31 protein-coding genes and 1 pseudogene are annotated in these 26,049 nt (G+C 74.3%); all 32 read right to left on the bottom strand.

Annotated elements, in window-relative coordinates; translation table 11 throughout:
* Positions 1-4: 4 nt before the first annotated feature.
* The 32 genes and pseudogenes from ACFVVU_RS30780 to ACFVVU_RS30625 all read right to left on the bottom strand — a co-directional run bounded on the left by ACFVVU_RS30780 (position 5) and on the right by ACFVVU_RS30625 (position 25,986).
* On the bottom strand, positions 5-739 hold the full coding sequence (locus ACFVVU_RS30780; RefSeq protein ID WP_387793507.1) for a hypothetical protein: 735 nt from the start codon (positions 737-739) through the stop codon (positions 5-7).
* The gene (locus ACFVVU_RS30775) at positions 736-1,509 is read right to left on the bottom strand and encodes a DUF317 domain-containing protein (protein ID WP_387793506.1); all 774 of its coding nucleotides are present in this window, start codon (positions 1,507-1,509) and stop codon (positions 736-738) included. Before ACFVVU_RS30775 ends, ACFVVU_RS30780 begins: the two co-directional genes overlap by 4 nt.
* A gap of 28 nt (positions 1,510-1,537) precedes the next feature.
* Complete coding sequence (locus tag ACFVVU_RS30770) at positions 1,538-2,200, bottom strand: glycosyl hydrolase (RefSeq protein WP_387793505.1); 663 nt, start codon at positions 2,198-2,200, stop codon at positions 1,538-1,540.
* Between the two features lie 124 nt (positions 2,201-2,324).
* Complete coding sequence (locus ACFVVU_RS30765) at positions 2,325-2,741, bottom strand: hypothetical protein (RefSeq protein ID WP_387793504.1); 417 nt, start codon at positions 2,739-2,741, stop codon at positions 2,325-2,327.
* A complete protein-coding gene (locus ACFVVU_RS30760) occupies positions 2,738-3,475 on the bottom strand; it encodes a hypothetical protein (RefSeq protein WP_387793503.1) in 738 nt (245 codons plus the stop codon). The genes ACFVVU_RS30765 and ACFVVU_RS30760 overlap by 4 nt, the downstream gene beginning before the upstream one ends.
* A 63-nt stretch (positions 3,476-3,538) precedes the next feature.
* Positions 3,539-4,066, bottom strand: coding sequence for a hypothetical protein (locus ACFVVU_RS30755; RefSeq protein WP_387793502.1), 528 nt, complete (start codon positions 4,064-4,066; stop codon positions 3,539-3,541).
* Positions 4,063-4,860 (bottom strand): hypothetical protein, encoded by a 798-nt coding sequence (locus ACFVVU_RS30750; RefSeq protein WP_387793501.1) that lies wholly within the window; start codon positions 4,858-4,860, stop codon positions 4,063-4,065. The genes ACFVVU_RS30755 and ACFVVU_RS30750 overlap by 4 nt, the downstream gene beginning before the upstream one ends.
* Positions 4,857-5,546: an HAD family hydrolase gene (locus tag ACFVVU_RS30745; protein WP_387793500.1), complete on the bottom strand. Its 690-nt coding sequence runs from the start codon at positions 5,544-5,546 to the stop codon at positions 4,857-4,859. Before ACFVVU_RS30745 ends, ACFVVU_RS30750 begins: the two co-directional genes overlap by 4 nt.
* Positions 5,543-6,763 carry an MFS transporter gene (locus ACFVVU_RS30740; protein ID WP_387793499.1) on the bottom strand — a complete coding sequence of 407 codons (1,221 nt, stop codon included), beginning with the start codon at positions 6,761-6,763 and terminating at the stop codon, positions 5,543-5,545. The genes ACFVVU_RS30745 and ACFVVU_RS30740 overlap by 4 nt, the downstream gene beginning before the upstream one ends.
* A 46-nt stretch (positions 6,764-6,809) precedes the next feature.
* On the bottom strand, positions 6,810-7,271 hold the full coding sequence (locus ACFVVU_RS30735; RefSeq protein WP_387793498.1) for a hypothetical protein: 462 nt from the start codon (positions 7,269-7,271) through the stop codon (positions 6,810-6,812).
* Between the two features lie 13 nt (positions 7,272-7,284).
* Positions 7,285-8,151 carry a DUF317 domain-containing protein gene (locus tag ACFVVU_RS30730; RefSeq protein WP_387793497.1) on the bottom strand — a complete coding sequence of 289 codons (867 nt, stop codon included), beginning with the start codon at positions 8,149-8,151 and terminating at the stop codon, positions 7,285-7,287.
* A 13-nt stretch (positions 8,152-8,164) separates the two neighbouring features.
* Positions 8,165-9,043 (bottom strand): winged helix-turn-helix transcriptional regulator, encoded by an 879-nt coding sequence (locus ACFVVU_RS30725; protein ID WP_387793496.1) that lies wholly within the window; start codon positions 9,041-9,043, stop codon positions 8,165-8,167.
* A 59-nt stretch (positions 9,044-9,102) separates the two neighbouring features.
* Positions 9,103-9,465, bottom strand: a complete 363-nt coding sequence (locus ACFVVU_RS30720) for a hypothetical protein (protein ID WP_387793495.1) — start codon at positions 9,463-9,465, stop codon at positions 9,103-9,105.
* 20 nt (positions 9,466-9,485) lie between these two features.
* A complete protein-coding gene (locus ACFVVU_RS30715) occupies positions 9,486-10,103 on the bottom strand; it encodes a DUF4913 domain-containing protein (protein WP_387793494.1) in 618 nt (205 codons plus the stop codon).
* 396 nt (positions 10,104-10,499) lie between these two features.
* Positions 10,500-10,736, bottom strand: a complete 237-nt coding sequence (locus ACFVVU_RS30710; protein WP_387793517.1) for a hypothetical protein — start codon at positions 10,734-10,736, stop codon at positions 10,500-10,502.
* Between the two features lie 184 nt (positions 10,737-10,920).
* A pseudogene (locus tag ACFVVU_RS30705) lies at positions 10,921-11,442 on the bottom strand (DNA cytosine methyltransferase); the annotation flags it as partial.
* Positions 11,439-12,233, bottom strand: a complete 795-nt coding sequence (locus ACFVVU_RS30700) for a hypothetical protein (RefSeq protein WP_387793493.1) — start codon at positions 12,231-12,233, stop codon at positions 11,439-11,441. The pseudogene ACFVVU_RS30705 and the gene ACFVVU_RS30700, both read right to left, overlap by 4 nt.
* A 466-nt stretch (positions 12,234-12,699) precedes the next feature.
* Entirely contained in the window at positions 12,700-13,221 is a 522-nt protein-coding gene (locus ACFVVU_RS30695) for a hypothetical protein (RefSeq protein ID WP_387793492.1), read from the bottom strand.
* Between the two features lie 58 nt (positions 13,222-13,279).
* Positions 13,280-13,984: a hypothetical protein gene (locus ACFVVU_RS30690; RefSeq protein ID WP_387793491.1), complete on the bottom strand. Its 705-nt coding sequence runs from the start codon at positions 13,982-13,984 to the stop codon at positions 13,280-13,282.
* Positions 13,981-14,469: a hypothetical protein gene (locus ACFVVU_RS30685; RefSeq protein WP_387793490.1), complete on the bottom strand. Its 489-nt coding sequence runs from the start codon at positions 14,467-14,469 to the stop codon at positions 13,981-13,983. Before ACFVVU_RS30685 ends, ACFVVU_RS30690 begins: the two co-directional genes overlap by 4 nt.
* 193 nt (positions 14,470-14,662) lie before the next feature.
* Complete coding sequence (locus ACFVVU_RS30680; RefSeq protein WP_387793489.1) at positions 14,663-15,796, bottom strand: DnaB-like helicase N-terminal domain-containing protein; 1,134 nt, start codon at positions 15,794-15,796, stop codon at positions 14,663-14,665.
* 102 nt (positions 15,797-15,898) lie between these two features.
* Positions 15,899-17,356: a DNA cytosine methyltransferase gene (locus ACFVVU_RS30675; protein ID WP_387793488.1), complete on the bottom strand. Its 1,458-nt coding sequence runs from the start codon at positions 17,354-17,356 to the stop codon at positions 15,899-15,901.
* A gap of 55 nt (positions 17,357-17,411) precedes the next feature.
* A complete protein-coding gene (locus tag ACFVVU_RS30670) occupies positions 17,412-18,245 on the bottom strand; it encodes a hypothetical protein (RefSeq protein WP_387793516.1) in 834 nt (277 codons plus the stop codon).
* A 68-nt stretch (positions 18,246-18,313) separates the two neighbouring features.
* Positions 18,314-20,083 carry a type IV secretory system conjugative DNA transfer family protein gene (locus tag ACFVVU_RS30665; protein ID WP_387793515.1) on the bottom strand — a complete coding sequence of 590 codons (1,770 nt, stop codon included), beginning with the start codon at positions 20,081-20,083 and terminating at the stop codon, positions 18,314-18,316.
* Positions 20,084-20,240: 157 nt separating this feature from the next.
* Positions 20,241-20,711 carry a hypothetical protein gene (locus tag ACFVVU_RS30660; RefSeq protein WP_387793487.1) on the bottom strand — a complete coding sequence of 157 codons (471 nt, stop codon included), beginning with the start codon at positions 20,709-20,711 and terminating at the stop codon, positions 20,241-20,243.
* A gap of 17 nt (positions 20,712-20,728) precedes the next feature.
* Positions 20,729-21,121 carry a hypothetical protein gene (locus tag ACFVVU_RS30655; protein WP_387793486.1) on the bottom strand — a complete coding sequence of 131 codons (393 nt, stop codon included), beginning with the start codon at positions 21,119-21,121 and terminating at the stop codon, positions 20,729-20,731.
* A 299-nt stretch (positions 21,122-21,420) separates the two neighbouring features.
* Entirely contained in the window at positions 21,421-21,855 is a 435-nt protein-coding gene (locus ACFVVU_RS30650) for a hypothetical protein (RefSeq protein WP_387793485.1), read from the bottom strand.
* A complete protein-coding gene (locus ACFVVU_RS30645) occupies positions 21,852-22,685 on the bottom strand; it encodes a hypothetical protein (protein ID WP_387793484.1) in 834 nt (277 codons plus the stop codon). The genes ACFVVU_RS30650 and ACFVVU_RS30645 overlap by 4 nt, the downstream gene beginning before the upstream one ends.
* A gap of 159 nt (positions 22,686-22,844) precedes the next feature.
* Positions 22,845-23,675 carry a hypothetical protein gene (locus ACFVVU_RS30640; RefSeq protein WP_387793483.1) on the bottom strand — a complete coding sequence of 277 codons (831 nt, stop codon included), beginning with the start codon at positions 23,673-23,675 and terminating at the stop codon, positions 22,845-22,847.
* Entirely contained in the window at positions 23,672-24,433 is a 762-nt protein-coding gene (locus tag ACFVVU_RS30635) for a hypothetical protein (protein ID WP_387793482.1), read from the bottom strand. Before ACFVVU_RS30635 ends, ACFVVU_RS30640 begins: the two co-directional genes overlap by 4 nt.
* Positions 24,340-24,834 carry a hypothetical protein gene (locus tag ACFVVU_RS30630; RefSeq protein ID WP_387793481.1) on the bottom strand — a complete coding sequence of 165 codons (495 nt, stop codon included), beginning with the start codon at positions 24,832-24,834 and terminating at the stop codon, positions 24,340-24,342. The genes ACFVVU_RS30635 and ACFVVU_RS30630 overlap by 94 nt, the downstream gene beginning before the upstream one ends.
* Before the next feature lie 18 nt (positions 24,835-24,852).
* A complete protein-coding gene (locus ACFVVU_RS30625) occupies positions 24,853-25,986 on the bottom strand; it encodes a hypothetical protein (RefSeq protein ID WP_387793480.1) in 1,134 nt (377 codons plus the stop codon).
* Positions 25,987-26,049: the final 63 nt, after the last annotated feature.

Genomic DNA, 26,049 nt, shown 5'->3' with positions numbered 1-26,049 from the left:
AAAGCTACACGGCAGGCCTGCACCTCCGCGGATCGATCATGTGGCTGAAGTCCCTGACTCCAGCCACATGATCCAAACCTTGAACAGCTCCTAGGGGCGCCATGGCGTGGTCGAGTGAGAGCCGGTCGCACGCGAACCCGCCGGTGCCGGCCAGCGCGCCGATGAGGTCGCCGGGCTCGGCGAGGAGGCGGAGTCCGCTGGCGAGCAGTGCGGTGCGGACCGCCGCGCGCAGAACGAGCGTGTCGGCTTCCTCGCTGGTGAAGGGGCTGTCGGCGGTGGAGTCGAGGTCCTCTAGCGCGTCGCTGATCGCCTGGTCGTAGCGGGGCAGGAGTCGGCCGGTCACGGCTGCGGCGGCGCGGACCGAATCGGGTTGCACGGTGATGCCGTGCGGGGCGAGGTGCTCGACGCCGTCCGTCGTACGGCCGAACGCCGCCGGGAGGAGCGGTGCGACGATGTACTGCCCGACGTGCGGATGGGGGCGGGGCAGGACGAGCAGCTCGCGGTCGGCCGGACCGTGCAGGACCCCGGCGGTCGAGTACATGAACTCGCCCAGGGCCCAGTCGGCGTGGGCGAGGTCCCAGAGTCGTTCGTGGAGTGCGTTCCGGGCGGCGGCGGTCGGCAGATCCATGACGTCGGCGGTCCACTCGCCGGGCAGCCGAGGGGCGAGCGCCCGGGTGAAGGCGGCCAACGCGGCGTCGCGTTCTGCGGTGCGTGTCTTGCTGGAGTCGGTGCCGCTCACCGGCGGCCCCTGCACGAACCGGTGGTACCTGGGTGCGAGGCGGTCGTGGCGGCGGCCTGGTGCAGCCGTACGGGGCGGGCAAACCGCAGGCCAGCGGCCGAGCGCCGGTCATCCGGGAGCCCGGCGGCCGTCGGTGTCGTCAGCTGCATCAGGGAGGCGCGGGGCAGCGCGTCGGCAGGACGGGCAACGGGCCGGTCTGAGGCGGCCACCTCCAGGACTGCGTTGATGACCCATCTGGGTGCGCCGGAGGTGAAGTGCGCGCGCCAGCCGGCCTCGGCCTGCGGGCCGGCGGTGACGGACACGGCCCACGAGGCCGTCTTGGTGAGGTAATCGGGGGTGTAGAGGAGCCGGGCGGCGCCGTCATGGGAGCGCCAGATGAGGGGGTTGGTGATGGAGGAGTCCCGCTTCCACCCTGCCCGGGTCACGAGGCTGTCGGGCTTGCCGAGTTCACGAAGACGCCCGTGGTCGGCGCCGGCGAGGGCCTGGGCGGTGGCGAGGGCGCTGGCCGCCAATACCTCGGCGGGGGTCGTGGCGGTGAAGACGGCTGACCAGGCGTGCGAGCCGTCCGCGGGGAAGGGGCAGACCAGGTGCCAGTCGCCTTTCGGGTCCTGGTAGAGCGTGGTGTCGCTGTCGGGGGCGCGGAGGAAGGGGTGGTGCTGGTCTTCGGCCTGTGCCCAGCCGTGCTGAAGGAGGGGCGTGGTGATGGTGGCGCAGTCGCCGGGGCCGGCGAGGTAGACGGGTTGGACGTGGATGTGCGATGTCGCGGTCAAGGGGGCCTGACGTGGTCGGGGACGGAAGTCAGCGGGAGCCGGAGCGGGGGCGCCCGGGGCCGGGCGGCGGCTGAACCGGCGTCGGGTCGAGGCGCGGCCGACCGGCGGCCGGGACGGTGCTGTGGCGGGCGGCGGCGGCGCGGGCGCTCGGCGAGGTGACGGGCGGCAGCGGGGCACTGGTGTCCCGGGTCCACGCGTACGCGGCGTCGAGGTCGGCGAAGCCGCCCTCGCGGACGGTGTACGTGTCGCTGTCGACCTGCCGTCGGTTGTGCCAGACCCGCACCGAGGCCTCGGCAGGGGAGGGGGCGGTGTCCTGCGCGATGACCCAGATGTCGTACGGCTCGCTCTCGTCCGTGAAGCTGCCGCGCACGGTGAAGCGGTCGCCGGAGGAACGCAGGAACTCCTCGATCTGCCGGGTGAGGGGGTCGGCCGGGCGGATGGGGATCGCGGTCTGGGCGAGTTGCTCGGGGTCTGCTCCCCGGGCGATGAGCCAGCGCTCGGCGAGCGGCACCAGCGCTTCGGTCTTCATGGCAGCCCGGATGGTGCCGGCGCTGTCGTCACGCTCCAGGTGGACGGCGACGATGTCGGGCTCACCGGGGACGCCGTAGATAGCGGACCTGTCGAAGGCGATCACGTGGCTGGTGCGCAGCCGGGTGGACGGGTCGGCCCGGTGCTGCGCGGCGAGGACCATGAACGCACTCTCGAGGCCAGCAAGACGCGAGAGGACTTCCTCGCTCTCCTCGTCGACGGGCTCGAGGTCGTAGGTGTCGAAGCCGAGGGCGGAGCTGGCGGTGGGGGCGATGGGGTCTCCTGGGTCAGTGGTGCCGAACAGCGGGTCGGCCTGCGGGCGCGGCGTAGGTGGCGGCCGGGCCGGGGCCGGTTGGGCTGGTGCGGGTGCTGCGCACGGTGGCGGCGGCGCGGCGGGCCGCGGCGGGCGTGGCGGAGGCGGTCGCCCGTGCCGCCTGGGCGGCCAGCCACGTGCGGGCGTCGGTGCCGTCGCCGGTGTGGTGCAGGCGGACGGTGTAGGTTCCGGCGCGCTGGTCGCGGGTGATGACGGCGGCGATGTGGCGCTCTTCGACCGCGCCCAGGACGACGCTGGTGCGCAGACCCAGGGTGTGTTCCACCGTGAAGCGCGCACCGCTGTGGCGCAGGACTCGGGCGCTGACGGCGTCGTCCGCGGTGGCGGGGTCCAGACCGGCCAGGCCGAAGTCGGCGCCGTCGCTGGTGGTCATCGGCGCGGCGCCCGGCGGGTCGCGGAGTCGATGGCCGGGGCCTGGGCGGGGAACAGCGTGGGGGTGCTGGTGGTCGGCGCTGCGGCGATGGTCCGACGGCCGCGCGCGATCGACTCCGGTCCCCAGCCGAGCCGGACGTAGTTCTCGTGCCAGGCGTGGAGCCTGATGTACAGGGTCCGCAGGTGGAACAGTGCGCGGTTCGCCGCCGTGTGGGAGAGGCCCTGCCCGGGGAGCAGCGGTGTGCCCTCGGGGAGTCGGGCGGCCAGGTCGACGGCGCCGGCGGCCGTGAGACGGGCGGTCAGCTCGCGGTGCGTCGCCGGCTGGTCGGACAGGGCTCGGACCGCGGTGAGGCTGGGATCGGCGGCCAGGCGAAGCACCGTCTCGATCGGCACCGCCACGTGCTCGTCGGGCCGCGCGAGGCCGAGGGACTGGGCGGTGAGGTAGGCACTCGTCCACACTGGAGCCAGCTCCCGGGCGATCTTCGTGGTGATCTGCCGCTCGATGTCGTAGCAGCCCGTGTGGGCCAGCAGCCGCGCGGTCTGCAGCCGCCGCTGGTGCTCCCGCACATCGGCGGCGCTCATGCCGGCGCCGACGGAGAAGTCGGCGGGCCGGGAGTCAGCGGGCAGTTCGTGGTAGCGGGCGTCGAAGAAGACGCGCGCGGTGCCGGGCGGGGACAGCAGCTCAAGGGCCTGCTGGGTGTGCGAGGTGGGCACGGCGGTCAGGTGGTCGTCCAATGGTCGGGGTTCCGGACCCTGTCGGGGCCGGGGAACGCGGGATGGTCGATCGGGGGCACTTGGTCACCGGCCGCGGGCCGGAGACGACGCGACGGCGGGCCCTGCTGCGGCGACCTCCACCCCGGCGACGGGAACGGTCGTGGAGCTCCGGATCCGGGAGGCCGCGTGGCGGGAGGCGGTGGCGCCGGCGGCAGGTGACTCGGTGGCCTGGCGGTAGAAGTGGACGGCCATGACGAGGTGTTCGACAGCGAGGTGGTAGCGGGTGGCGAGCGCCTCGATGTCGCGGCCGAGCGAGGCCAGCAGGCCCCACTGCTCGACGTCCCGGTGATCCCCGCTTCGGGTCCGCTCCAGGCGGCGGATCGCGAGGGCGGCGTGGCGGCGCAGTTCCTGGTCGGCGTCGTCGAGCCGCTCCGCCTGCCGCGCCAGCAGCAGGGCGAGGCTGCGCAGCTCTCCCGGCTCGGTGTGCCGGTCGGCCAGGCCGTAGGTGTCCAGGCCCAGGCGCTCCAGGACGAGCAGGCGCCCGGCGAACGCCGGGGCACCGCCGACCAGGGTGGCGGGTGCCGGGCCTGTGGCCGGTCCGGTGGTGGTCACCGTGCTGGCCTTCCTGCGCGCACCGGATCGATACCGGCCGCCTGAGCCGGGTCCGGCATCGCGGCGGACGGGGATGCCACCTCCGCCTGGGCGTTCCCGGAGAGGGAGGCGTGGATCCGGGCTCCGGCGGGCGTAAGGCGAAGCTTCTGCCCGTGGTACAGGGAACGGCTCCGGTCGTGCTCGACGAGCTTGCGGTCGAGCAACCAGGTGACGGACACGGCGCTGACGCGCATTCCTGGGCTGATGACGCGCTGCCCTTGTCGGATGCTCATCGAATGGACGGTGACATCGCCACGCGCTACGGCGTCGAGGGCCTGGCGCTGGGAGGCACTCAGCTTCATCAGTCGGGACGCTTCGACCGCGCGCTGCCGCGCGGGTGTCCGGTCCGGTGCGGCGGGCTCGGCCGGCGCTTGGGCGGTCAGCAGCCGGTGCAGCCCGATGAGGCGGTCCAGGCGCTGGTGGAGCTCGGCGCGGCGTGCGCACAGGAGGTCGAGCGCGTGGGCGCTGGTGCCGATCACGCCGGTGGTCAGCGGCATCTCGGCGTCGAGGCCGTCGATCACGCGCTGCACGTCGCCGCGGATGCTGCGGGCGCTGGCGACCATGCCCTGCTGGACGTGGTCGAGGCGGCGCGCAACCCGGAGGACCTCGCCGGCCGAGCTGCCGGGCAGGCCTCCTTCGTCGTCGCGCCCGCCCGGTATGTCCCTGAGGCGACCGACACCGAACTCCTTGAGCACCAGCGCGGTGCCGATCATCGTCGGATCGCTCAACGTGGGCGTGTCGGAGGGCTGGTTCACCGCGTGGCCGCCGCGCGGGCGGCGACGGCGGCGAGGCCGACCTCGACGGCTTCGGCCAGGGTGTCCACCAGCGGGGCGCCGTCGGTGGCCAGGCGCTCGGGGCAGTGCAGGCCGCCGGTGTGCAGGACCGGGACGGCGCCGACCGCGCGGGCGGCGACCGCGTCGTCGGCGCTGTCGCCGATCACGATGACGGTGGCCGGGTCGATGCCGGGGCCGAGGGCGGCGAGGTGGGCGGCGAGCGCCGGCGCCTTGGTGGAGACGGAGGGGCCGACGCGGCCGTCGATGCGGTCCATCAGCCCGGCGATGCCGACCTGCTGCACTTCGTGGAGCAGCCGCTCGTGCGGGGCCAGGGAGAGCAGGGACTGCCCGATACCGCGGGCGCGCAGGCCCAGCATCACCTGCCGGATACCCGAGCGCAGGCGCACCGGGCGGCTGTGCAGGACCGCGAGGAAGGCGGCGTCGTTGGACTCCCACTCGGCGTCGGTGATCGAGCGGCCCAGTAGGTCGCTGTAGAAGGCGCGGATCGGCACTCGATGCTTGGCCCGGTAGTCCTCGACGCTGACCGGCCGTCCGCCGAGGGCGGGAAGAGTCGCATTGAGGGCCGCGACGTGATCGTCGATGTCGTCGCGGACGGTGCCGTTCCAGTCCCAGACGATGCGGATCGGTGCGGTGGTGCGGTGGGTCAAGCGGTTTTCTCCGGTGCGGTGGTGGCGGGTTCGAGCAGGTCGGTGCGGGTGAGGAGGACGGCGGCGGCCAGGGCGGCGGCGAGGACCGGCAGGGCGGCGACTGCGGCGGGGCCGTGCTCGGCGAGCCGTCCGGCCAGGGCGGTTCCCAGGGCCTGGCCGACGCCGATGATCGCGATCAGCCAGGCCGCGGCCTCCGTGGCGGTGCCGACCGGGGCCAGGCGGTCGGCGAGTTGGAAGGCGATGGCGAGCAGCGGCGCGAGGTAGAGGCCGGGGAGCGTGCTCAGGCTGGCCGTGAGGGGCGGCGCGGTGGTGATCAGCAGCGGCGCGAAGCAGATCGCGTAGCCGGCCGAGGCGTAGACCAGCTGGCGCGGGAGCGGGAGGTTCCACGGGGAGCGGGCGTAGACGAGGCCGCCGAGCAGGCTGCCGACAGCGAGCAAGGCGGGCAGTAGCCCGGCGAGCCAGCCGATGGCGTGGCGGTCGGCGAGGGCGACGGCCAGCACGCTGAACGAGCCGAGGTTCGCGCCGAGCAGGGCCATCGCGGCGAGCAGGAGCAGCAGCCCGTGTGAGCGCAGCGGGCCCGTCCAGTGCCCGGCCCGTGTGGCCGGCGGCCTCCATCGTGCCGGGGGTCGCAGGATGACGGCTAGGGATCCGGCGGCTCCGGTGAGCGCGCACGCCGCCAGTGCGGCTGCGGGCGAGGCGAGTTGGCACAGGGCCGTGGCCAGAAGCGGGCCGGTGACGAAGACGGTCTCCTGGCTGACGGAGTCGAGGGTGTAGGCCGCGCGGTGGGCGTCGGGGTCCGGGACCAATCGGGGCCACAGCGCCCGCAGGCCGGCCTCCAGCGGCGGGGTCGCCGCGCCTGCGAGCGCTGCGAGCCCGGCCGCGGCGAGGGGGTGGTCGGCGGCGCCGAGGACGGCGAGGGCGGTGAACGCGGCGCTGGCCACGGCGGTGGAGAGGGCAGTGATGGGGGCGAGGCGGGTGCGGTCGACGAGTCGGCCCAGCAGTGGCTGGCCGAAGGCGGCGGCCAGTCCGTAGCAGGCGGCGAGCGCCCCGCCGAGGAGGACGGGTCCGCCGTCGGCCCGGACTGCGAGCAGCAGGGCGATCGGTGCCATGGCCGTGGGCAGGCGGCCGACGAGGGTGCCGGCGAGCATCGCGGTGACGTGCGGGCGGGCGAGTACGGCGCGCATCCCCGGGCGGAGGGTGGCGGTGGCTGGGGGCATGCGGGAGGTGGTGTCTCCTGGGCGGCGGGGTCGGGCGAGCGTGAGTTCAGGTGCCGGGGCTGGTGCGCAGCGCGGCTGCGGCGGCTCCGAGGTGGGCGGCGGTGCCGGTCAGCAGGGCGCCTGCGCGCAGGCGGCCGGCCTGGACGAGTCCGGCGGTGTCGGTGATGGTGCTGTCCGGCTCGGCGAGTTGGTCGAGGACGGTGGTCATGGCGCCGACGGCGGAGAGCATCGGTTGCAGGGCGGACTCGATGCGGGACAGCGCCGTGAGCGGGGGGCCGGTGAGCGGGTCCGCGGCGTCGACGACGGCGGCGGCCGAGGCGGCGGTGGTGGCCAGGTGGACAAGGGTGTGCAGCAGGTTGTTGGCCAGCAGGTGCTGCGGCGAGCGGGCATGGTGCGGCAGTTCGAGGGTCCGGGCGAGGGCCTGGACCTGCTCGGATTCCTCGGCGAGGTCGCAGGTCAGCAGGGCGGTCGGCTCCCGGCGGTCGGCGGGGGTCAGCGGCTTCTCCATGGGGTCGAGGGGGTCACCGCGTTCTGCGGGCGGAGCCACCGGCCGGGGGCGGCGTGGTGCTGCGGATCAGTGCGGTGGGCGGCGCGGCGGCGCAGGCGGCGGATCGCAGCGCCGGGGCGCGGACGGCTGCGGCCGTGCGGGTCGCCTCAGGGATCACGTCGAGATGGCCGTACAGCCCGACGGGGACCTCGCGCAGGCGGCGGCGGGCGGGTGCGGGGCTGGCGAGGTAGGTGACGACCGATTCCACGAGCAGGTCCGGGCAGTGGGCGCCGATGAGGTCGGCGTCCCAGTAGTCGCCGCCGGCACCGGCGAGGATGCGCAGGCTCGGCTCGCCGGTGTCCTGGTCCGGTCCCCACGAGAGTTCGGCCAGGGCGTCCGGGGCGGTGAAGTCAACGGTTCCTTCGCGTCTGGAGTGGCTCCAGCCCGCCTCGATCAGGTCGGCCAGCGCGGCGTCGGGGTCGGCGTGGCCGGGCCCGTTCTTGGTGTGCTCGGCGAGGGCGGCGGCGGCGTGGGCGAGCACCTCGTCCGGCGTCCGGGAGCTGAAGCGGGCCTGCCAGGATGGTCCGGCCGCCACCAGGGCGTCCTGGGTGCGGCCCGACTCGGGTGCCGCGGCGAACACCTGGGTGGAGCCGTTTCGGAACTCCGTTCCCTCGGCGGAGGGGACGGGTGTCCAGCCCGCCTCGCTCAGGGTTCGCGCGGCCGGGGCGGTGGAGCGGTCGGTGGCGGGAGCGAGGTAGGCGGGGCGGACCGCCACGTAGGTGTTGGCGAGCCGGGCCGGCACGCCATTCGGCACGGCACCGGGCAGGCGCGGAACCGCGTCGACGGCGGCGCGGGTCAGGGGTGCGGGCAGGCGGCGGGAGACGGTGGGGATGGAGTCCATGGCGCGCCTCCTGTCAGCGGTGACGCGCGGGAGCGGAGGCGGTCACGAGCGGGGCGGCCTGCGGCGGCGCCTGGTGGCTGAAGGAGAGCACCGTGGTGGTCGAGCGCACGGTGGCGGCCTGGGCGCGAGCGGCCGCCGCTGCAGCCGGGGAGGGCTGCGCGGCCGCGGGTGCGCTGACCGGCGACGGCGCGACGGGGCGGGCGACCGGGGCCTGTACGCGGGGCACCGTCGGCACCTCCCGGTCGGCGCCGGCTGCCGGCACGTGGCGCTCGGCCCACCTGGCGAGGGCTTCCACCGGCTCCATCAGGTCGCGACCGGACTGGGTCAGGCCGTACATGTAGTTGCGGAACTCCCCCTCCCGCTCGACCAGCCCGGCACTCTCCATCTGGGCCAGCCTGCGGTAGAGGGCCGAGGGGTGCACGCCCTCGGGAAGGACCAGGTCCTGGATCTCCGAGGGGTACACGCTCTCGCCCTCGCCGGCCAGCGCCCACAGGGTCGCGACGGTGTGGGTGAGGTTGAGCGAGGCCAGGGCCTGCTCGGTGTATGCGCCCAGTCCGGTCCCGGTCTCCGGCGCGCTCTGGTGGGCGGAGGCCCAGCGGGTGATCGGCAGCTGCAGGCGCAGGGCGTCGCGCCCGGCCTCGGTCATCGCGACGATGCTCTCCTTCCCGAAGCGGGAGCGGGACAGCAGCCCAGCGGTCTCCATCGCGCCGAGCCGGGGGCTGAGCTTGGCGCCCATCCACGGCATCGCGTCGGCGAAGGCGCTGCTGGGCAGCTGGCCGCCGTTGCGGTCCAGCGTCCGCAGCACGCCGAAGGTGTTCGGCGGGCTGAGCACGGACATGGCCTTCTGCACCTGCGAGGCCTGGGCAACATCGCGTACGACGGAGGTGGGCATGAGTGTGTCCTTCGCGGTGGTGGAGCGGATGGTGGAGTGCGCGGAAGTCCGGCGGTAGGTCAGGAGCGCTGCGGGGATGCGGTGCTGATCAGGTGCAGGCGGCGGGCGGCGGTGTTGTAGACCTCGTGGCCGCTGCGGGGGCCGGCGGCGAGCAGGTAGATCTCGGCGGCGCGGGAGGAGGCCGGTGGCCTCTCCTGGTAGACCAGGCGCCAGCGCTTGTCCTCATCGAGGCAGACCTTGCGGCAGCCGGTCAGATCCCGAAGGCCCCGCCGGTCGATGCCTGTTCCGCGGTTCTGGGCCCGTACGAGCAGCCGCAGGTGGCTGACGGCCGCCTCGTGGACGGTGGGTGGCAGGCGGTCGAGATCGGCGAGAGCGTCGGGGTGGGCGTCGAAGCCGAGGAGCACGTCGGTGGAGGCGGTCACGGGCGGGCTCCTTCGGCAGGTCAGGCTCCGGCCGCCGCTCCCCCGGCGGTGGGCAGGGAGTCGGGGTCGGTGAACGGGAGTGCGGGCAGCAGGCGGTGGTGCGGGTGGTCGGGGTTGGTGGTGCAGGCGGTGAACGGGCCGTCTGCGGAGCGGAGTTTGAGCAGCAGCGGTTCCAGGTGGTCGCGCTGCCACACGCTCGGGCCGGTCGCCCCGGAGCGGGGGTCCGTGAGCTCCTGCCAGGCGAGCCAGCAGTGGTGGATCCGGGCCAGCGCCTCGTCGTGCTCGGGCCAGCGTGCGCACCACGGCCGTCCCGAGGTGATCTCCTGGCCGTAGACGCCCAGGAGGATGTGGTCCACCCAGGGCGTCATCGTGCGGACTTCCTCGGCGAGGGCGTCGTCGTCGAAGGCGAGGATCGTCAGCGGCGAGGCGCTGGCCTCACCGTCCTCGGCGTCGTCCTCGACCTCGTCGAGGTCCAAGAGGTTCGGATCCTCGTCGTAGTCCTGGGCGAGCCGCTCGGCCACGATGGCAAGCGAGTCGCGTTCCGCCTGGAGCGCCGCGATCGTGGCGCGCCATTGCGCAAGCGTCTCCTCCGTGACGGCCTCGCGGCCCGGTGGTTCGTCGGGATGGGGATGGGTCAAAGGCAGCTCCGAAGGTCGGGGGAAGCGGGGCGACGTGCAGAACTCTGCCCGGTGGCACAGTCCTTGCCCGGGAGATATGGGGTGGTGTATGGGACCCGGGTTCTCACGGTCAAGGAATTCGGTGATTTCCACACAGAGGAATTCCAGGGGCCATCAACTTCAGTGCAGCAGATGCCTGTTGAGGAACGACTCCGTTGCCGAGGACGGTGAGCTGAGCCGACCGGGAAAGTCCTGTGATCCCCGTCACCCAGCCTTCTTCGAGGCCCATGACCCACTCCACCAGGGCCGGCGTGAGTCGGCCGCGGGCGTCGACCGGGTCCGGAGCGGGGCGTGTGGCGGCCTCCCACCGGGCGATGGCTGGCCCGTACTCCCCCCACCGGCTCAGCTCCCCGCCGATCACATCGGCAGCTCGTCCTGCGGGATCACCGGGAGCGTGCCGGTCGGCGGGCGGGCCGGGCTCGTGCGGGCGGCGGGTCGCGGCACCATCCGGGCCGCCGCGCTCGGCAGCGTCAGGTCGCCTCTGCTCCCCCGCTGGTTCGGGCCGCCCTTCGTTCCGTCGCTCGCCCGCGGGGTCGGCAGCAGATGCTCCACCACGTCGGAGAGGTTCGGGCCGTGCCCGCCCGCCTTCCTCACCTGCGGATGCTGGCTGCCTCCGATGGAGCCCAGATTCGAGGTCGGGGTCAGCAGCAGCGTGACGACATGCCCGAGGTCCTCCCGGCCGGCATCCGGGCCCTTGAAGTCGCGGGCGCGGGGCGTCGGCAGGCCAGGCGACGAGGAAGACGCGCTCGCGGCGGTGCGGGGCTCCGACGTCGGAGGCGCGTAGCACTTCCCACTTCGCATCGAACCCGCTGTCGGCCAGGTCTGCGAGAACGGCACCGAGTGCCCGCAGAGGAGGTTCATCGCCGGTGTCTCCCAGACACCACGGGCACGGTTCCATATCACCATGGGCTGGCGAGTGGGCGGGGGTGGACAATAGGCCGCGGACGTTTTCAATAACCACCATGCAGGGTCGAAGAATTGAGATGGCGCGGGCGATGGTGTGCCACAGGCCCGAGCGGGTTCCCTCCGCCAGGCCTGCCCTGGCACCGGCCACGCTGACGTCGGTGCAGGGGAAGCCGGCGGCGAGCACGCACACGGGCTCGACCGCCGCGAAGTCCACCTCGGTGATGTCGCCGAGGTTCGGCACGCCGGGCCAGTGGTGTTCGAGGATCGCCGCGGCGCCCGGTGCGGGGTCGGCGTGCCAGGCGATCGTGCCGCCGAGAGCGGCCTGGACGCCGAGGTCCAGGCCTCCGTAGCCGGAGCACAGCGATCCGATGCGTATACCGCCGGGCGCGTTCATCGCCGCCTGCCGGTGGTGGCGGCCGTGGTCGTGGCGGCGGTCGGCGCGGCCTGCGCGGGGGCCGCCGTTGCCGCCGGGCGGGAGCGGATGCGCACTGCGGCGGCCGCGTACTCGCCCGGGGCGCGAGAGGTGATCTCCCGCAGGACCTGCGGCTCGGGGCCGGTGAGGGCGTCGGCGACCTCGTGGAGCATCCGCGCGGTGTCGCTGAGCGCCCGGGAGGCGGTGTTGAGCGAGCGCCATGCCACGGCGGGGGCACCCCGCCCGGTGGATGGGCCGGAGCGGTAGGCGGCGTCGAGCGCTGGATGGATGTGCAGGGCGGCCTTGCTGAGCAGCTGGCTGGCGTGGAGTTGGACGAGCCCGGAACGCTCGCGGGCGATGTGCTCGGGCGAGGCGTCGCTGCTCGGGCCTTCGGCGCCCGGCTCCTCGGCGCGGACGTTGTCCAGCAGGACGTACTGGGTCCTGGCGAGCGCGTCGAGCGCGGAGTGGAGGCGCTCGGCGACACCCGGCCGGAAGCCGGCGGCCGCGGAGACGTAGGCGGCGGTGGCGTACAGGGAGTCGCCGAGGTTGCGCAGCAGCGCCGCCCGTTCCTCGGTGGGCAGGGGTGTCAGGGTCAGGGGAGAACTCCGGTGGTGGGGACGGGGAGGGTCAGCGGCGCGGTGCTGGCGTCGCGGCGGCTGCCTGTGCTGCGGCCGGGAGCTGCTTGTCGGGGCGGTCCTTGCGGAAGGGCAGGCGCAGGCCGGAGCGCAGTCGCGCGGCGACGCCGCGGTTCTTCTGGTCGGGCTCGGCGTCACGGCGGCGGGCGCGGCCGGTTCGAGGCGGCTGGATGTGCCGGCGCACGTGGGCGGAGGCCTCGGCGAGGTGCCGGGCGGCGTCGAGGTACAGCCACTGGGCGTGCTGGATGGTGAGCGGGGAGGTGGGCCGTTGTTCAGCGGCGAGCACGACTTCGAGGACTTCGCACAGCCGGCGGTCGGCCGGCGCCGCGAGGGAGGAGGCGCGTGCGGCGGCCAGTGAGGCGCGCCGGGCGGCAGCGACCTCCTCGGGTGCGGCGTAGGGGTCGATCGGCTTCGTCGCGGCGTCCAGCAGGCCGGTGCGGGCGGTGCGAAGGGTGAGCAGTTCCAGGGCGACGAGTGCGGCGGACGGGAGGGGGCCCTGGTGGGGAATCGCGATCCAGGAGGCGCGGGTGTCGTCCAAGGTGTCGGCCAGGGCGACCAGGTCGGGTCGGTTTGCGAGGAGGGACAGAGCTACTCCGGGGTTCGGTCAGCGGCGGCGCAGCGGGATGACGGGGGCGGTGGGGGTGTCGGTGCCGCTGCGGGAGTGCGGGGTGGGCCGGATGCTGACGATGCGGGAGCGGGCGAGCGCGGCGGACGGCTGGGAGGCGCGGTGGCGCGCGAGGTCGGTGACGGTGTCGTCCCGGGCGGGTGCGTACCGGTCGGCGGCGGCCCGCAGTTCCCCTGCTGCCGTCTGGACCAGGGTGCGGGCGGCAGCGTGGGCGTGGCGGGCCTCGGGCAGGGCGGGGCCGGCCGGTGCTGCCAGGAGCTGGTGGGCCGAGTCGGCGACCAGGGCCAGGGCCTGGGCGGCGCGGGCGGCGGCGGCGGCGAACGCGGCGAGTACGGACCGGTCGGCGGCGGGGTCCGCGACGCGGAAGAGGACCTCGTCGCTGGCCTCGGCGGCGATGGCCACCAGGTGGGTCATCGGCCAGGCGGTCTCGGTGGCGTGGCCGGCCGTCGGGGGCAGCAGCGTGCGGTGCACGGCCTCCAGCCGGTCGGCGAGGGAGCGCATCGCCGCCGACGAGTCGGTGGTGATCAGGAAGGCTCCTGTGGTCGGAAGGCGTGGGGCGTCAGCGCCGGACGGCCGCCGCTGGTGCGGCGGCGGGGGCGGTGGCCGGGGTCTGCGAGAGGATCCGGGAGGAGCCGGAGCGGCGGGCCGCCTCGGCGGCGGTGGCCACGGCTTCCTCGGCGAAGCCCTGTGGCACCAGGACCAGCGGCTCGCGGCGGTACTGGGCGCGGGCGGCCAGCAGGCGGGCTGCCTTGCCGTTCGGGTCGGCCAGCGCCTCCCGTTCCCGGTCGAGTTCCCGCTTGCGGACCCGTACGATACCGGCCCGTGTTCGGCGCAGGACGCCGATGGTGTGGCCGAGACGCTCGTCGGCGTCGGCAAACTGCCCTGCGACGCGCTGCTCGAGGCCCGGGGCATAGAAGTGGCTGCGGGTCTGCGACCGGGGCCGAACCTGGTTGGCGAGGTCGCAGGCGTCGTCGAGGAGTTCGGTGAGCCGGTGCAACACCGGGCTGGCGCGGGTCGCGGCGAAGAACGGCCCCCACATCTCACCGAGGTCGGCGACTGCGGGGCCCGGCCTGTGGGACAGCTCGGCGCCCAGTCTGGCGGCGGCGGCGATGAAGCCGGCCAGGCCGGTGATGTCCTGCGCCAGCCTGTCCGGGATCTGGGCGGGCGGCCGGTTGGCCGTGCGCTGCAGGTCGCGGCGGATCCGCGCGAGCCCGTCGGCGAGGTCGGCGAGCCGCTGGATTCCCTCCGCGTAGACGTCGCTCATCGTCGCCGCCCGCCCGCCGGGTCCGGTGCGCTCCGGAGGGCGGACGCGGGACCCACCGGCCGGGGCGGTGTGGGTGCCGGGGGCACGGCGGCCAGCGCGGCCAGCGGGGTTGAGCCGGGAGCGAGGGCTGCCGCTCGCCTGCGGGCCGGCGGCAGGACAGCTGTGTCCCGCTCTGACCGGGCCCGGTGGCGCAGTGCCTCGCTGGCGGTGTCCAGGGCGAGCCGGGTCCGGGACAAGGACAGGTTGAGCCGGAGGCCCGCCTGGGCGCGCACGGCTTCGGCGTGCGCGCCGTCGAGGCCGGCGACCTCGTGGATCCTGGTGGCCATCGCCCCCGCCCGGCTGACGTGGGCGAGGGCTTCGGCGACGTCCGTCCCGGCATCGGCCAGGGCGCGGGCGGTGGCCCGTCGGGTGGTGTCGGAGAGCGGGGCGCCGGCCAGGACGGCGGCGGTGGCCAGCAGCCTCTGCTGCTGCTCGCCGATCCGCACAGCGTGCTGGCGGAGTTCGCCGATCGCGGGCGGGCCCTGCTCGCGGTAGGCGCCAGGGAGGGCGGCGGCCAGGGCGTCGATGGCGTCGGCCGTGGCTCGCAGCCGGGTGGCCTCCGGGCTGGGCGGTCGAATGGGGGTGGGCAGAGGAGTTCTCCTGGTCTCGGTGGATGGACGGGCACCGGGCCGGGGCCGGTCAGTGCGTGCTCTTGATCGCGGCCCGGGCCGGAGCTGCCTGCTGCGCGGGTGAGGGCGCTACGGGGGCGGTGTCGGGGACCGATACGAAGGTGCGCGCCCGAGCGGCGCTGCGGCGGTGCTCGGGCGGGCCGTTCGCCCGGTCGGCCGCCTCCCGATCGGGCGCGGCGGTGCGCCAGCGCTTCTGCACCTGCTCGGTCTGCCGCAGGGCGTGCAGGCAGGAGCCGAGGAGGCGGGCTGCAGGGATCGAGGAGTCCAGCGCCATCAGCCGAACGGCGCCGGCCGAGGCGGTGGCCGAGCGCAGCACAGCGGCCTTCAGGACCTCGTCGGCCCAGTAGTCCGGGTCGCCGGCGAACCCGGCCCGGGTGATGGAGCGGACGGCGTCGGCGGTGATGGCGTCGGCTGCGCGGTGCTGGACTTCCCAGAGCACGGTCAGCGGGTCGATCGGCTCGCCCCGGTGGCCGAGAGCTCCGATCGCCCGGTAGAGCGCCTGGTGCCCTCGGTCCAGGAGGTCCAAGGGATGCACTCGGCGGGTGACGTCCCCCACCTGCCGGGGAAGGGCGGTCAGGGAGGCGAGTAGTGCCCTCTCCTGGCCCAGGGTCTCCTGGACGGCGTGGTCGGGGAGTTCGAGCGGCCACGGTCCGGGTGAGGGGTGCGGACGGGTGTCCACGGGCCCCCAGGCGCGGGCGAGGTCGCCGACCGCGCTTCGCAGGCGGGCGGTGAGGTGGAGGGTCGCGTCGAGGTCGCCGGTGCGGGCGGCGGCCAGCAGTCGGTGGGCGTGCTCGTGGACCTGTCGGCGAATCCAGCTCTCCAGCACCATCCGGCCGTAGGCGGCGGCGTGGCCGCTCACGGGGCACGCCGCGATCAGCGTGTGCCCGTAGCCGGCAGTGAAGGCGGGGCATGCTTCGGCCGCCGCGGTCATCGCGTCCGTCGCCCACCCCGCCCGCGCCTCGGCGGCCTCCGGGTCGAGGCCGGGGTGTCCGGCGGCGGCCTGGTCGAGCAGCACCTGGTAGAGGGCGGCGTGCGCGGGTCGGTAGAAGTGCTTCGGTTCGAGCCAGTCGACGGCCTTTAGCCGGGCCGGGTCCAGGAGGACCGCGCCGAGCAGGGCTTGCTCGGCCTCCATCTGCGGGGTCACCGTGTCGCCTCCGGACTGCCGGAGCGCCGGGGTTGGCCGGGCGGCGCGGGACCTGGGGCATTGCTGTCCACGGGCCTCCTGGGGATCGGTGTGGGCGGCGGGCTAGCGGCCGGGGCCGGCGGCCCGGCGTGGGGATTGGGTGGGGGCTGGGGCGGGCAAAGAGCCCAGGTCCTCCAGGCCGGGCAGCGCCGGAGAGGACGATGCGGCTGCCGCGGCGCGACGTGTGAGGAGGCGCGCGTCGGTGGCGGCGGCCAGGGCCTGGGAAGCCGGGCTGTAGAGGTTCTCCAGGTAGCTGCGGACCGGCTCCGGCCAGGGCCGGCCGACGAGTTGGGCGAGGACGCGGGCGGCTTCGGTGGGGGCCACGACGTCGCCGATCTGCCCGTGCTGGGCGGATGGCGAGCCCTCCCACGGGTGGTCGGCGGGCATGCCCACGAGCAGGGAGGCCTCACCGGTGGTGATCCGGCGCTCCGGGTCATCGGCCCAGTACCAGCTGCGGCTGCGTCCGGTGATGGCGGTGGCGGTGGCGTCCGCCGACCACTCGTTGCCGCCGGCCGTGCTCCTGTTGCCGCGGGTATTCACGCGGATCCCCTGCCGCCAGCCGAGGGCCTGGGCGGCGGTGCGGGCCGGCATCGGGTCGGCGGGCTGTGCAGCGCTCAGGCTCACCCCCTGGTGGCGGCCGGCCACGAGGTAGGTGCGGCGCCGGTGGGAGGCGAGCCCGATGTCGGCGGCGTCCAGGGTCCGGACGTCGCTGCTGTACCAGTCCGCGAGGTCGAGGGCATCGCGCAGCGCGTCGGTCACGACGTGTGGAAGCGCACTGGACTGCTCCATCGCCAACCAGCACAGCGCGTCGAAGCGGGCGGTCAGCGTCAGTGCCCAGATCACGGTTTCGGCGATCAGGCCGATGCTCGGATCGCTCATCTGCGCGATCGGTTCGCGCACGTCGGCCCGTGACAGGAGCGGTCCGGTCCAGCCGCCGTTGCCGTCCCACGCGGGATCGCAGCAGATCGTGCAGGTGCCGGCCTCGTCGCACTCGCCATCGTCGTGCCAGTGCCCGAAGCTGCCCTCGACGGCCCGGGACAGCACCTCCTCCAGGAGGCGGATGTTGCGCTCGTCCCGGCCCTGGCGCTTGCCGGCCGGTGTCCAGACCTGGCAGGGGGCGCTGACGATCAGCCCGACGACGTGACGCAGGGCGGGGTGGGTGGGGTCAAGGGTCCGCACGTCGCAGACGATCCGGCGGTGGCCAGCGGCCCTCGCGGTCGCGGCGGCGTCGGGGCCGATTTCCACGCCGACGACGTCGAACGCGCCCGGGCGCGGATCCAGGATGCGAAGCCCCTGCTCCCATCCGGCGGGGCCCGCGAACAAGTTGACGATCCGCGGCGGATCACCGGGGCGGGGCGGGAACAGCCACGAGACCGGCCACGGATGGGCGCGCGCGATCAGCTCGCCGTAGGACCAGGGGCCCATCCGGTGGTCGGGGCCGAACCACATCGGCTCCCCCGCCGAGGACAGGGGACGGTAGCCGGACCGCGCCCGCCCCGGGTCGCTCAGCGGGCCGCCCATGCCGGTGGTCCCCCCGGGCGGCGGCCGGCGGCAGTTCGCGCCCGCCGGGTGCCGGTCACGAGGCGGGGTCGCCGGAGCGGCAGGAGTACGGGGAGCAGCTGTCCTGCGGGCCGAACTCCAGCTCGTCGAAGGCCAGCCGCTCCTGCAGAGAGAGCTGTTCGCGGCGGGTGAGCCGGTCGATCGGCGCCTGGTCCAGCGGCACCCGGGAGCGGTGCAGGTACGCCTGGCCGAGCAGCGGCCGCCCGTCGGCGTTGGCCCGGGCGTTCCCGGCGCGGATCTGCGCGTCGAACTCGACGACGTCGGCCCACTCCTCCGGGTCGCCGTCGCGGATGGACCGCCACTGGCCGTTGCCGTGGAACGGACACCCCAGGCAGCTGCTCTTCGGGGTGCTCTCCAGGCCGTGCTCGGCCAGCAGGCCCAGACAGTCGCCGCGTGAGAGGCCGAGTTCGATCAACGGGAAGCGGTTGCGCGTGTACCGGACGTCGGCGTCCTTCGCGCGGTGGAACTCGTCGGTCGAGATCCCGATCCACTGCTCGGCGTAGACGTCGGCCGGAATGCGCGCTGGATACGGGTATCCGAGGATGTCCCGGACCTGCCGCTTGATGGGCTTGATCTTGTATTCGCCGGTGCACTGGCGCCGTGTCATCCCCGGTGAGCCGTCCTTGTTGAGGATGTAGAGCGGCATGCTGGCGAAGCGGTGGCCCGGGTCGAGGGCGTCGGCGCGAATGTTTCCCGACGAGACCCGGAGGATGGGTATCCCGGCGGGCTGCGCGATCTCGCGCTCGACCCGGTCGAGGTGCTCGTACACCTTCTTCGGCTCCCAGCCGGTGTCGGCGAAGATCGCGTAGTCGAGTCGGGGCACCTCACCGAGCGCGGACATCAGCAGCAGAGTGGTCGACTGGACGCCGGCGCCTAGAGAAAGCGTGCGCACGGTCGGGGTGTTCGTGGTGGCGGTGCTCACGCGGCGGCCTCCGCCTTGGCCTTGGCCCGCTCGGTGATCGCCGCGGTCTGCTGGGAGGAGGCCTTGCCGATCACGTCGGCGCCGGGCTCCTTGTACCAGGGCCGCAGGCTCAGCAGCGCGGGCTTGATGCCGGTCGCGAAGAGCAGGGCCGAACCCTTCTTGAGGGCGCGGATCTGGTCGGCGGGCAGGATCCGCTCCTGGCGCATCGAGACGGAGGTGGAGCGGCCGGACTCGGAGGTGGAGTGCGAGACGGTCTCGACGTCGTGCTCGCCGACGAGCCGGCTCAGCTTGTCGGCGAAGTCCGCATCGTCGATACCTGACCCGACCAACTTGATCGTGGCGGCAGACCACATGGCGTCCATGCCGACCTCGCCCCACACTCGCTGGCCCTGCCGGTAGGACTGGAGGATCGTGATCGGGATGACCCCGCGGGACCCCAAGTGCGAGTAGAGATCCGGCAAGTCATTGATCTTGCACACGTTGGCGGCCTCGTCGAGCACCGCGAGCAGCGGCGGGTCGAGGCGTCCGCCGTCGCGCTCCGCCTGGATCACCGCGGCGCGCATCACGCTGTCCGCGGCGGCGGCGATCAGCGCCGACGCCGAGCCGCCACCGTCCTTCGACAGCAGGTAGAGCGTGTCCTTGCGGGTGACGAAGTCGGCGGGCTTGAACTCCGGCAGGGTGCCGCTCGGGGTGACCCAGGCGGAGATCTTCGGGTCCAGCAGGCAGGCCGCGTACTGGCGGGCGGTCTCGAAGATGCCGTCGCGCGTCTCGACCGCACCCGACACAGTGCCCTGCAGCTGGGCGGCGATGGCGGTGAGTTGGTGCTCCTTGAGGATGTCGATCGGGGTGCGGTCGGCGGGCTGGGCAAGCCAGCCGAGCACGTCGGTGATCGGGCGCCCGGCCACGCCGGCCGCCAGGAACAGTGCAGTGAGGGTGTTGGCGGCGGCCGTGCTCCAGAAGTCGCCCTGCTCGCCTTCGTCCACGGACGCGGTGACGAAGTGCTGGGCAAGGCGGCGGGCGCCGGGGAGGTCCTTGGCGTCGGCCAGCGGATCCCACCACATGGCCTGCTCGGTGTGGGCGATCTGCTGCGGGTCCATCGTCCACGCCCGTCCGGCCTCGGACCGGGCGTCAAGCGTCACCGTGTAGGCATCGCCAGCCGCCTTGTTCGAGGTGAGCAGAACGGGGCCGGGAGCGGCCAGGATCGACGGCACGGCCAGGCTGGTCGTCTTGCCGCTACGGGGGGCCATGATCGCGACCGCCACGTCTTCCCAGGACGTGCGGACCTCGGGCCCGCCGTCGCCGAGGGTCCCGAGGAGGATGCCGGTGTCGGCCGGCTGAATGGAACCCGGCTTGGCGGCGGCGAGGCTGGGGCGCAGGCTGCGGGCCTTGGCGGTGATCTCCTTGGGTAGGAGCACCGCCAGGTCGTGGCTGGTGGCCAGGCCCGTGCCCTTCGCGCGGCGGTGGCGCAGCCAGAGGCGAAGTCCCAGGCCTGCGGTGGCGGCCGCGGCCAGGGCGGGGATGATGCGTGCGCCGATCAGGCGCGGGAGGGGTGCCAGGTCGGGCCACAGCTGCTCCGGGTGGAGTGCGGCAGTGACCGGCTGGAACGGGGGCCACGAGCTGTGGCCGGACAGAAGGGTGGTGGTGCTGCCGCCGATCCAGGCGAGGGAGCCGAAGGCGGCGAGAGCGAGTCCGGAGCCGATGAGGGTGTAGAGGAGGGCATCGGTGCCCGGGGCGGAGGACGGTGGGGTGGGGGAAGCAGGGGGCAGGGGTGGGTCCTTGCGGGGAGGAGCCGGGCCGCGGAACGTGGCGGCGGGCGCGGGAAACCGGACTGCGGCCTCGGTCAGCGCGGTCGGCGTCGGGGAAAGCCAGCGGTCGGTCTGGAGACGGGTGGGCCCGGAGCCGGGCCTCACATCGGCGCGGTGGTCAGCGCCGGGGCGGCTCGACGATGCGGCCCTGCGGCACGACCACAGCGGCAGGCACAGGCGACGATGGGCTCCGGAGAACGGAGCGGGGTTCTGCCGCCTGGGCTGCTGGCGAGGTCGCGAGGGCGGCCGCCGAGCGCGAACCGGCAAGGGTTTCGCCGAGGTTGGCGATCTGGTTGGCGACGGTGGTGACGCGGTAGGCGCCGAGGGTGAGCTCGGCCGCCTCGCGGATCAGCGGTTCGTAGATCCGGGGGTTGTCCCAGCCCTCGGCGGCCCAGTGGCCAAAGCGGTTCAGGATGCCGGCGAGCGCGTGGGCCGGGCCGGGTGGGAGGACCAGGCCGTACAGCACCTCGGCGGCCTCCTCCGGGTCCAGCGGTTCGATGACCTCGGCGAGGTCGGCGAGGGCCTGTCCGGCGCGGCGGGTAGCGTCGTGGGCGAGGTCGACCGCGCGTGGCGGTCTGGGGTCTGGCACGGGGTGGGGCCTTTCGGCTAGCGGGGGCGAAGGCCGGGCTGCGCGGCGTGCGGCACGAACGGTCGGGCCTGGGCGACCTGTTGGATCCCCGCACGGGGCGCGGTGCTGTGTACGGCGGCGCCCGGCCGGCGCCTGGAACCGCGGGCGTGCTCGTACTCGAGGAGCTGGCAGGCCGCCATGGCACGGGAGAGGTCGCGGTCCATCCGTGGGGCCTCGCCGTCGCGGCGTGCCAGGGGGGCAATGATGCGGGCCTCGTGGCCGTCCACGCGCAGTGCGATCCACCGGCACGCCACCGGGTCGTCCTCGGGCGCGATGCCGGTGGCGGCCAGGACGCGCCGCACGGCGTCCTCCCAGCGGGCGTCGCTGAGAGGAGGCGAGGCGGGGTGGGCGCGCAGGGCGCAGTGCCACACGTCTCGTGAGAGGCCCGAACGGCGGTCGCGCTGGGGACGCAGCCGGATCAGGTCGTGGTCCAGCTCTTGTGCGAGCGCGGCCAGTTCGGCTGTCCCGGGGGCGGGGAGGACAGGGGCGGGGGTGGGGTGCCAGGCTGCGATGATCCGGGGCGGGGGCCGGCCGGGCTGCCACCGGGCCTGGGCGTGGGCTGCGACGAGCAGGTCGTGGGTGCTGGCGTAGCGGGTAATGGAGGGGATCAGGGCGAAGACGTTCTCGTCGGGCCCCAGGGAGGGGGCGGGTGGAAGGTGCCGGTACCGGGCTACCGGGCAGGAACGTCGCGCCGCGTTTGTGAGCCGACGGCTGCGGCGACCGATGCTGGTGACGGGGTTGGCGGTGAGGGCACGACAGCGCTCCCGACGCGGTTTCGCGCCGCCGCCGATCGGACGCGGGTCGCGGTGGCGGGCAGCGCGCGTAGCTGCGCGGGGAGTTCGGCGATGTCGGTGCCGGCCTCCCAGATCTCGTCCGAGGCCCTGCTGAGTGGCTGCCACAGGTGGCCGCCGCTTGGCCGGTCCTTGGCCCATCGGCCTGCGGCGGCGAGCGCGGACGACAGCGCCTCCAAGGTGCCGTCATCTCGGGTGATCTCCTCGACCAGGTCGGCAACTTCCGCAGGGTCGGAGGATCTGAAGATCCGGTACGCGACTTCGCGCAGTGCTGCGGTGGCAGTGGCGGCGGACGGCAGTGGGGTTGCGGTCACCGGGTTCGTCCCTCGGCGCGGACCGGACTCCCGTAGCGGGCACCGGGTTCGGGCGGTCCGGACGGCGGCGCGGTCTTGCGGGTGGTGATGCGGGCCGCCTGGGCGCGAGGCAGGGCGTTGCCGGGCCGGCGGTAGTCCCACGGCCACTGGCCGCCGATCTCGTACAGCCCCCGGTCGTCGGGAACGACGTGCATCCGGCCGCCCTCGCCGTCGTGCTCCCGCGGCCAGCTGTAGACCAGAGACCCGTCGGCCTCGAAGGCGGCCTCGAAGCCGACATTGTCGGCGAGCATGTCGGCGACGATCTGCTCGGCGGCGGCGCGGGTGAACTTCGCGGTGCCGAAGGGGTCCACGTATCCGCGGCTGGTCTGGGCGAGTCCGGGCTGGGGCGCATGCGAGGAACCGTCGGGCCACAGCAGGTGCACCCGCTCGTTGCCGCGGACCTCCGGACCGTCCCACAGCCGCGCTTCTACCGCCAGGGCTGCCGCTGCGGCGTCGTCGGGGCCACGGTGGTTGGCCATCAGGCGCGTGGCGCCCGACAGGTGCAGGGCTGCCTCGTCGGTCACGTCGAGGAGGACCGTCTCGTTGTCGGCGATCCGCTGGCGCAGTTCGGACAGGTGCGCGCTGGAGGAGTCAGCGCGAAGTGCTTCGTCCCAGGCGGCGAGGTCGGTGTGGACGGTGGCGGCCATCTCGCCGGCCAGCGGGAGTAGGCCTTCACGGTCGACGAGGGCTCGGAGCATCGTCTGCTGGGAGAGGTCCGGCTGGGCGTCGAGGTGGTCGGCGAGGGCGCGCAGCCGCTGGGCGTAGGCGTGGGTGGTCGGGGTCTGGGTCAAGCGGGGGTCTTCCTTGGTGGGGGTGGCGGTGTCGGTTCCGAGGCGGGACCGATCGGTGGTGCTGCCGCAGTGCGGGCGGCCAGGGCTCCGGCCCGGGCTCGTCCGGCGGCTGGCGGACGACGGCGAACGGGCGGCGGCCGGCGGCGGGTGGGGCTGCGGTCACCGGGTTCGTCCCTCGGCGCGGGCCGGAGTGCCGGGGTGGATACCGGGCTCGGGCTGCCCGGACGGGAGCGCGGCCTTGTGGGTGGTGATGCGGGCCGCCTGGGCGCGAGGCAAGGCGTTGCCGGGCCGGCGGTAGTCCCACGGCCACTGGCCGCCGATCTCGTACAGCCCCCGGTCGTCGGGGACGACGCGCATCCGGCCGGCATCGTCGTCGTACGCTGGGGGCCAGTTGTAGACCAGTGACCCGTCGGGTTCGAAGGCGGCGTCGAAGCAGTTGTTGAAGCGCATGTCGGCGACGACCTGTTCGGCGGCGGCGCGGGTGAACTTCGCGGTGCCGTAGGCGTTCACGAAGCCGAGGCCGGTCGTGACGAGTCCGAGCTGGGGAGTGTGAGCGGTGCCGGCTGGCCGGAGGAGGTAGACCTGTTCGGTGCCGCGCACCTCGGGACCGTCCCACAGCCGTTGTTCCGCCGCCTGGGCTGCCGCCGCGGCTTCGGCGGGTGTGGTGTGGTCGGCCAGCAGGCTCATCGTCTCGGGGAGGGACAGGGCGGCATCGTCGAGCGCGGCGGTGATCCGCTCCTGTGTGCTGGCGATCCGGCGTCTGAGCACGCGCAGGTGGGTGCCGAACTGGCTGGCGGGGACGGCCTCGTTCCAGGCACCGAGGTCGGTGTGCACGGCGGCGGCCATCTCGGAGGCGAGGGTCAGAAGGCCGGACTCGCCAACCAGGGTCCGAAGGGCGCTCTGGCTGGGCTTGTGCTGCTCGGCGTCGAGGTGGTCGGCGAGGGCGCGCAGCCGCTGGGCGTAGGCGTGGGTGTCAGGGGGTTCGGTCAAGCGCGGCTCCTCGTGGGGGTGTTGGTGGCGGTGGCCGGGGCGGTGCTGACCGGTGGAACGGCTGCGGTGCGGGCTGCCGGGGACCTGGTGCGTGCGGCGCGGGCGCGCTCGGCGGCCGGATCGGCCGAGGCCGGGTAGGCGGTGGCGGCGGCGAGCGCCGCCATCCGGGCGGCAGCGTGCGCACCGGCCTGGAACCAGCGGGCGATCTCCTCGCGCTCGTGCTCGGGGGCGTCGGTTCGACGCGCCGTCCGGGCTCCTGCTTCGAACATCGCGCGGGTGGCTTCCATCGCGCTGCCGGTGCCGGTGGTCATCTGCCCGGCGACGGCGGCCAGTTCGTGGATCCCCATGGCCGGCAGGAGGTCGGACAGTTCGCCGATCAGGTCGGCGAGGTCGGCGAGGATCTCCAGTGCCTGCTCCGCTGTGGAGGAGAGCCGCAGGCGGGGACCGAGGTCGACGGTGTGGCCGGAGCGCTCCAGGCGGCGGGCGGCCTCGGCTACCAGCGCGAGCCGGGTGAGGGGGCCGTGGTCGGTGGGGAAGGCGGCCGGGTGTCCTGCACGACGTGGCGGGGCGACGCCGAGGGTGCTCAGCAGCGCGAGGGCGTTCGGGTCCGCGCCCAGTGCCTCGGCGTAGCCGGAGCCCCCGGGCGCGATGCGGATCGTCTCGGTCAGTACGGGTTCTCGGTGGTGCGGTCCTCGCCGGTGGCGGCCGCCAGCAGCTCGGGGAGGTCTGCGGGGGCGGCGTCGCGCTGGTCGATCCACCAGCTGGCGCGGTCAATGGTGCGCGCCTGCTCCTCGATGTCCAGCCAGGCGTTCTCGTCGAGGTCGCCCTCGACGACCAGGTCGCGGTAGGCGGCGGCCATCAGCTGGTGGCGCGAGCGTTCACCCCACGCGATGGCCTTCTCGGGGCCGTCCAGCGGCGGCATCCGGAACTTCGCGGCCCACTCGGTGGCGGCCTGCTGCTCGGCGGCGCGCTTCTGCTCCAGCCAGGCCGCGCGGTCGGCGCCGTCGGCGTCGCGCTGGGCCCGCCAGCAGGCGGTGCAGTCGCGCCCGGCGAGCCAGCGGGCGTAGCCGGCACGCTGGTCGGCCGGTCGGGAGGAGAGGTCGTGGTCCGCGTCGTGACCGCACCCGTGGGTGACGGCCCAGATGGTCTTGATGGGCAAAGGGGGAATACCTCCAGGTCAGCGGCTGTGAATGCTGTATTCGAGGCGCGGGTCGACGGGCCGGGTCGCGGCCTCCACGGGCTGCGCGGCGCTGACCCTGCCCAGGCGCAGGCTGGTGGCCCGGGCGGCCTGGGCGCGTGCGCCGAGCGCAGCGGTGGCGGCGGGCCGGGGGGCGTGCGTGGCCGCGCGGGTGCGGGGGGCGGTGGTGGCCGAGATCTGTTCGAGGTCCTGGCGCACCCCGCCCAGCACGGTGTGGGCCTCGGCGAGGACGGCGGACACCTGAGCAGGGTCCAGCGACTGCGGGTCGTCGCGCAGCTGCTGGGCCAGGCCGTCGAGGATCTCCTCGATCGCGGCGAGCGTGCGCTGCCGGTTGCTCACCAGCGCGCCCATCCGGGGATCGGCGGCAGACCGGTCGGCCGGACCGGCGGTGGGCCGCTGGGTGTTGAACGGGTCCACGGGGGCGACAGCAGGTGTTGTCATGGGAGCCGGTTCGCCGCTGTTCTGCGACCGCGCCGCGCGCACGACCTTGGTCAGGAACGGGTCGTCGGGCCCGGCGTGGGAGTGCTCGGGCGCGGGCTGCTCGTCGACCCGGAACAGCCGGGTGCGGAACGGGTCGTCGTCGGCGCGGGCCTGATCGGGGTCGTACAGGGCGTCTGCAGCGACGCTCAGCCCGGCGGCGCGCAGCCGGCCCACGGTATGCGTGGCGCGTTCGACGCCGGCGGCCTGCTGCTCGGTGAGAGAGAACAGGTCCCGGTGGCCGGGCACCCGGTAGAACCCGGCCTGGGCCAGCAGCCGGGCCGCCGCAGGGGTGCTGGTGGTGTTGGTGGCGGTGATGCCGCGCTCGGGGTGGGTGCCGATCGTAACGTCCGCGCGGGAGGCGGCGGCCGGGCCCGCGAGGATCACCGGCTCAGCGGCGGGAGCGACGGGGCCGGTGACGATCCTGGCGCCGGGGGCGGCGGCCATCGACGACGGCGAGGGGTAGCCGGGGTGGGTGTCGTACTCGAACTCCCGGTCCGGCTGGACGACGGCGCCGGTGGAGCGCAGGGCGGCGACGGTCTGGCGGGCGTGGAGGACGAGGCTGTCGGTCGTGCCGGTGAAGACCAGGTCCCCGTCGCGGCCGGGGATCGGCGTGAAGCCGTAGTCAGCGAGCAACCTGCGCTGCTGGTAGGTGGCCTGGTCGGTACCCGTGGCCGTGACGCCGTACTCGGGATGGCG

The sequence above is a fragment of the Kitasatospora sp. NPDC057965 genome, from assembly GCF_042887135.1.
Classification (GTDB): domain Bacteria; phylum Actinomycetota; class Actinomycetes; order Streptomycetales; family Streptomycetaceae; genus Kitasatospora.
Note: the sequence above shows the minus strand (reverse complement) of the source record. Positions and strands in the feature narration are given on the sequence as shown.

Bases quoted from the DNA above. Each gene is read 5' to 3' on its own strand.
- ACFVVU_RS30770 (WP_387793505.1), bottom strand. From the start codon at position 2,200: ATGGTCCTCGCCGCGCAGCACCGGGCCGACCCGTCCACCCGGCTGCGC.
- ACFVVU_RS30765 (WP_387793504.1), bottom strand. From the start codon at position 2,741: ATGACCACCAGCGACGGCGCCGACTTCGGCCTGGCCGGTCTGGACCCC.
- ACFVVU_RS30740 (WP_387793499.1), bottom strand. From the start codon at position 6,763: ATGCCCCCAGCCACCGCCACCCTCCGCCCGGGGATGCGCGCCGTACTC.
- ACFVVU_RS30735 (WP_387793498.1), bottom strand. From the start codon at position 7,271: ATGGAGAAGCCGCTGACCCCCGCCGACCGCCGGGAGCCGACCGCCCTG.
- ACFVVU_RS30730 (WP_387793497.1), bottom strand. From the start codon at position 8,151: ATGGACTCCATCCCCACCGTCTCCCGCCGCCTGCCCGCACCCCTGACC.
- ACFVVU_RS30725 (WP_387793496.1), bottom strand. From the start codon at position 9,043: ATGCCCACCTCCGTCGTACGCGATGTTGCCCAGGCCTCGCAGGTGCAG.
- ACFVVU_RS30695 (WP_387793492.1), bottom strand. From the start codon at position 13,221: ATGCGCTCCCTCGCCGACCGGCTGGAGGCCGTGCACCGCACGCTGCTG.
- ACFVVU_RS30690 (WP_387793491.1), bottom strand. From the start codon at position 13,984: ATGAGCGACGTCTACGCGGAGGGAATCCAGCGGCTCGCCGACCTCGCC.
- ACFVVU_RS30675 (WP_387793488.1), bottom strand. From the start codon at position 17,356: ATGGGCGGCCCGCTGAGCGACCCGGGGCGGGCGCGGTCCGGCTACCGT.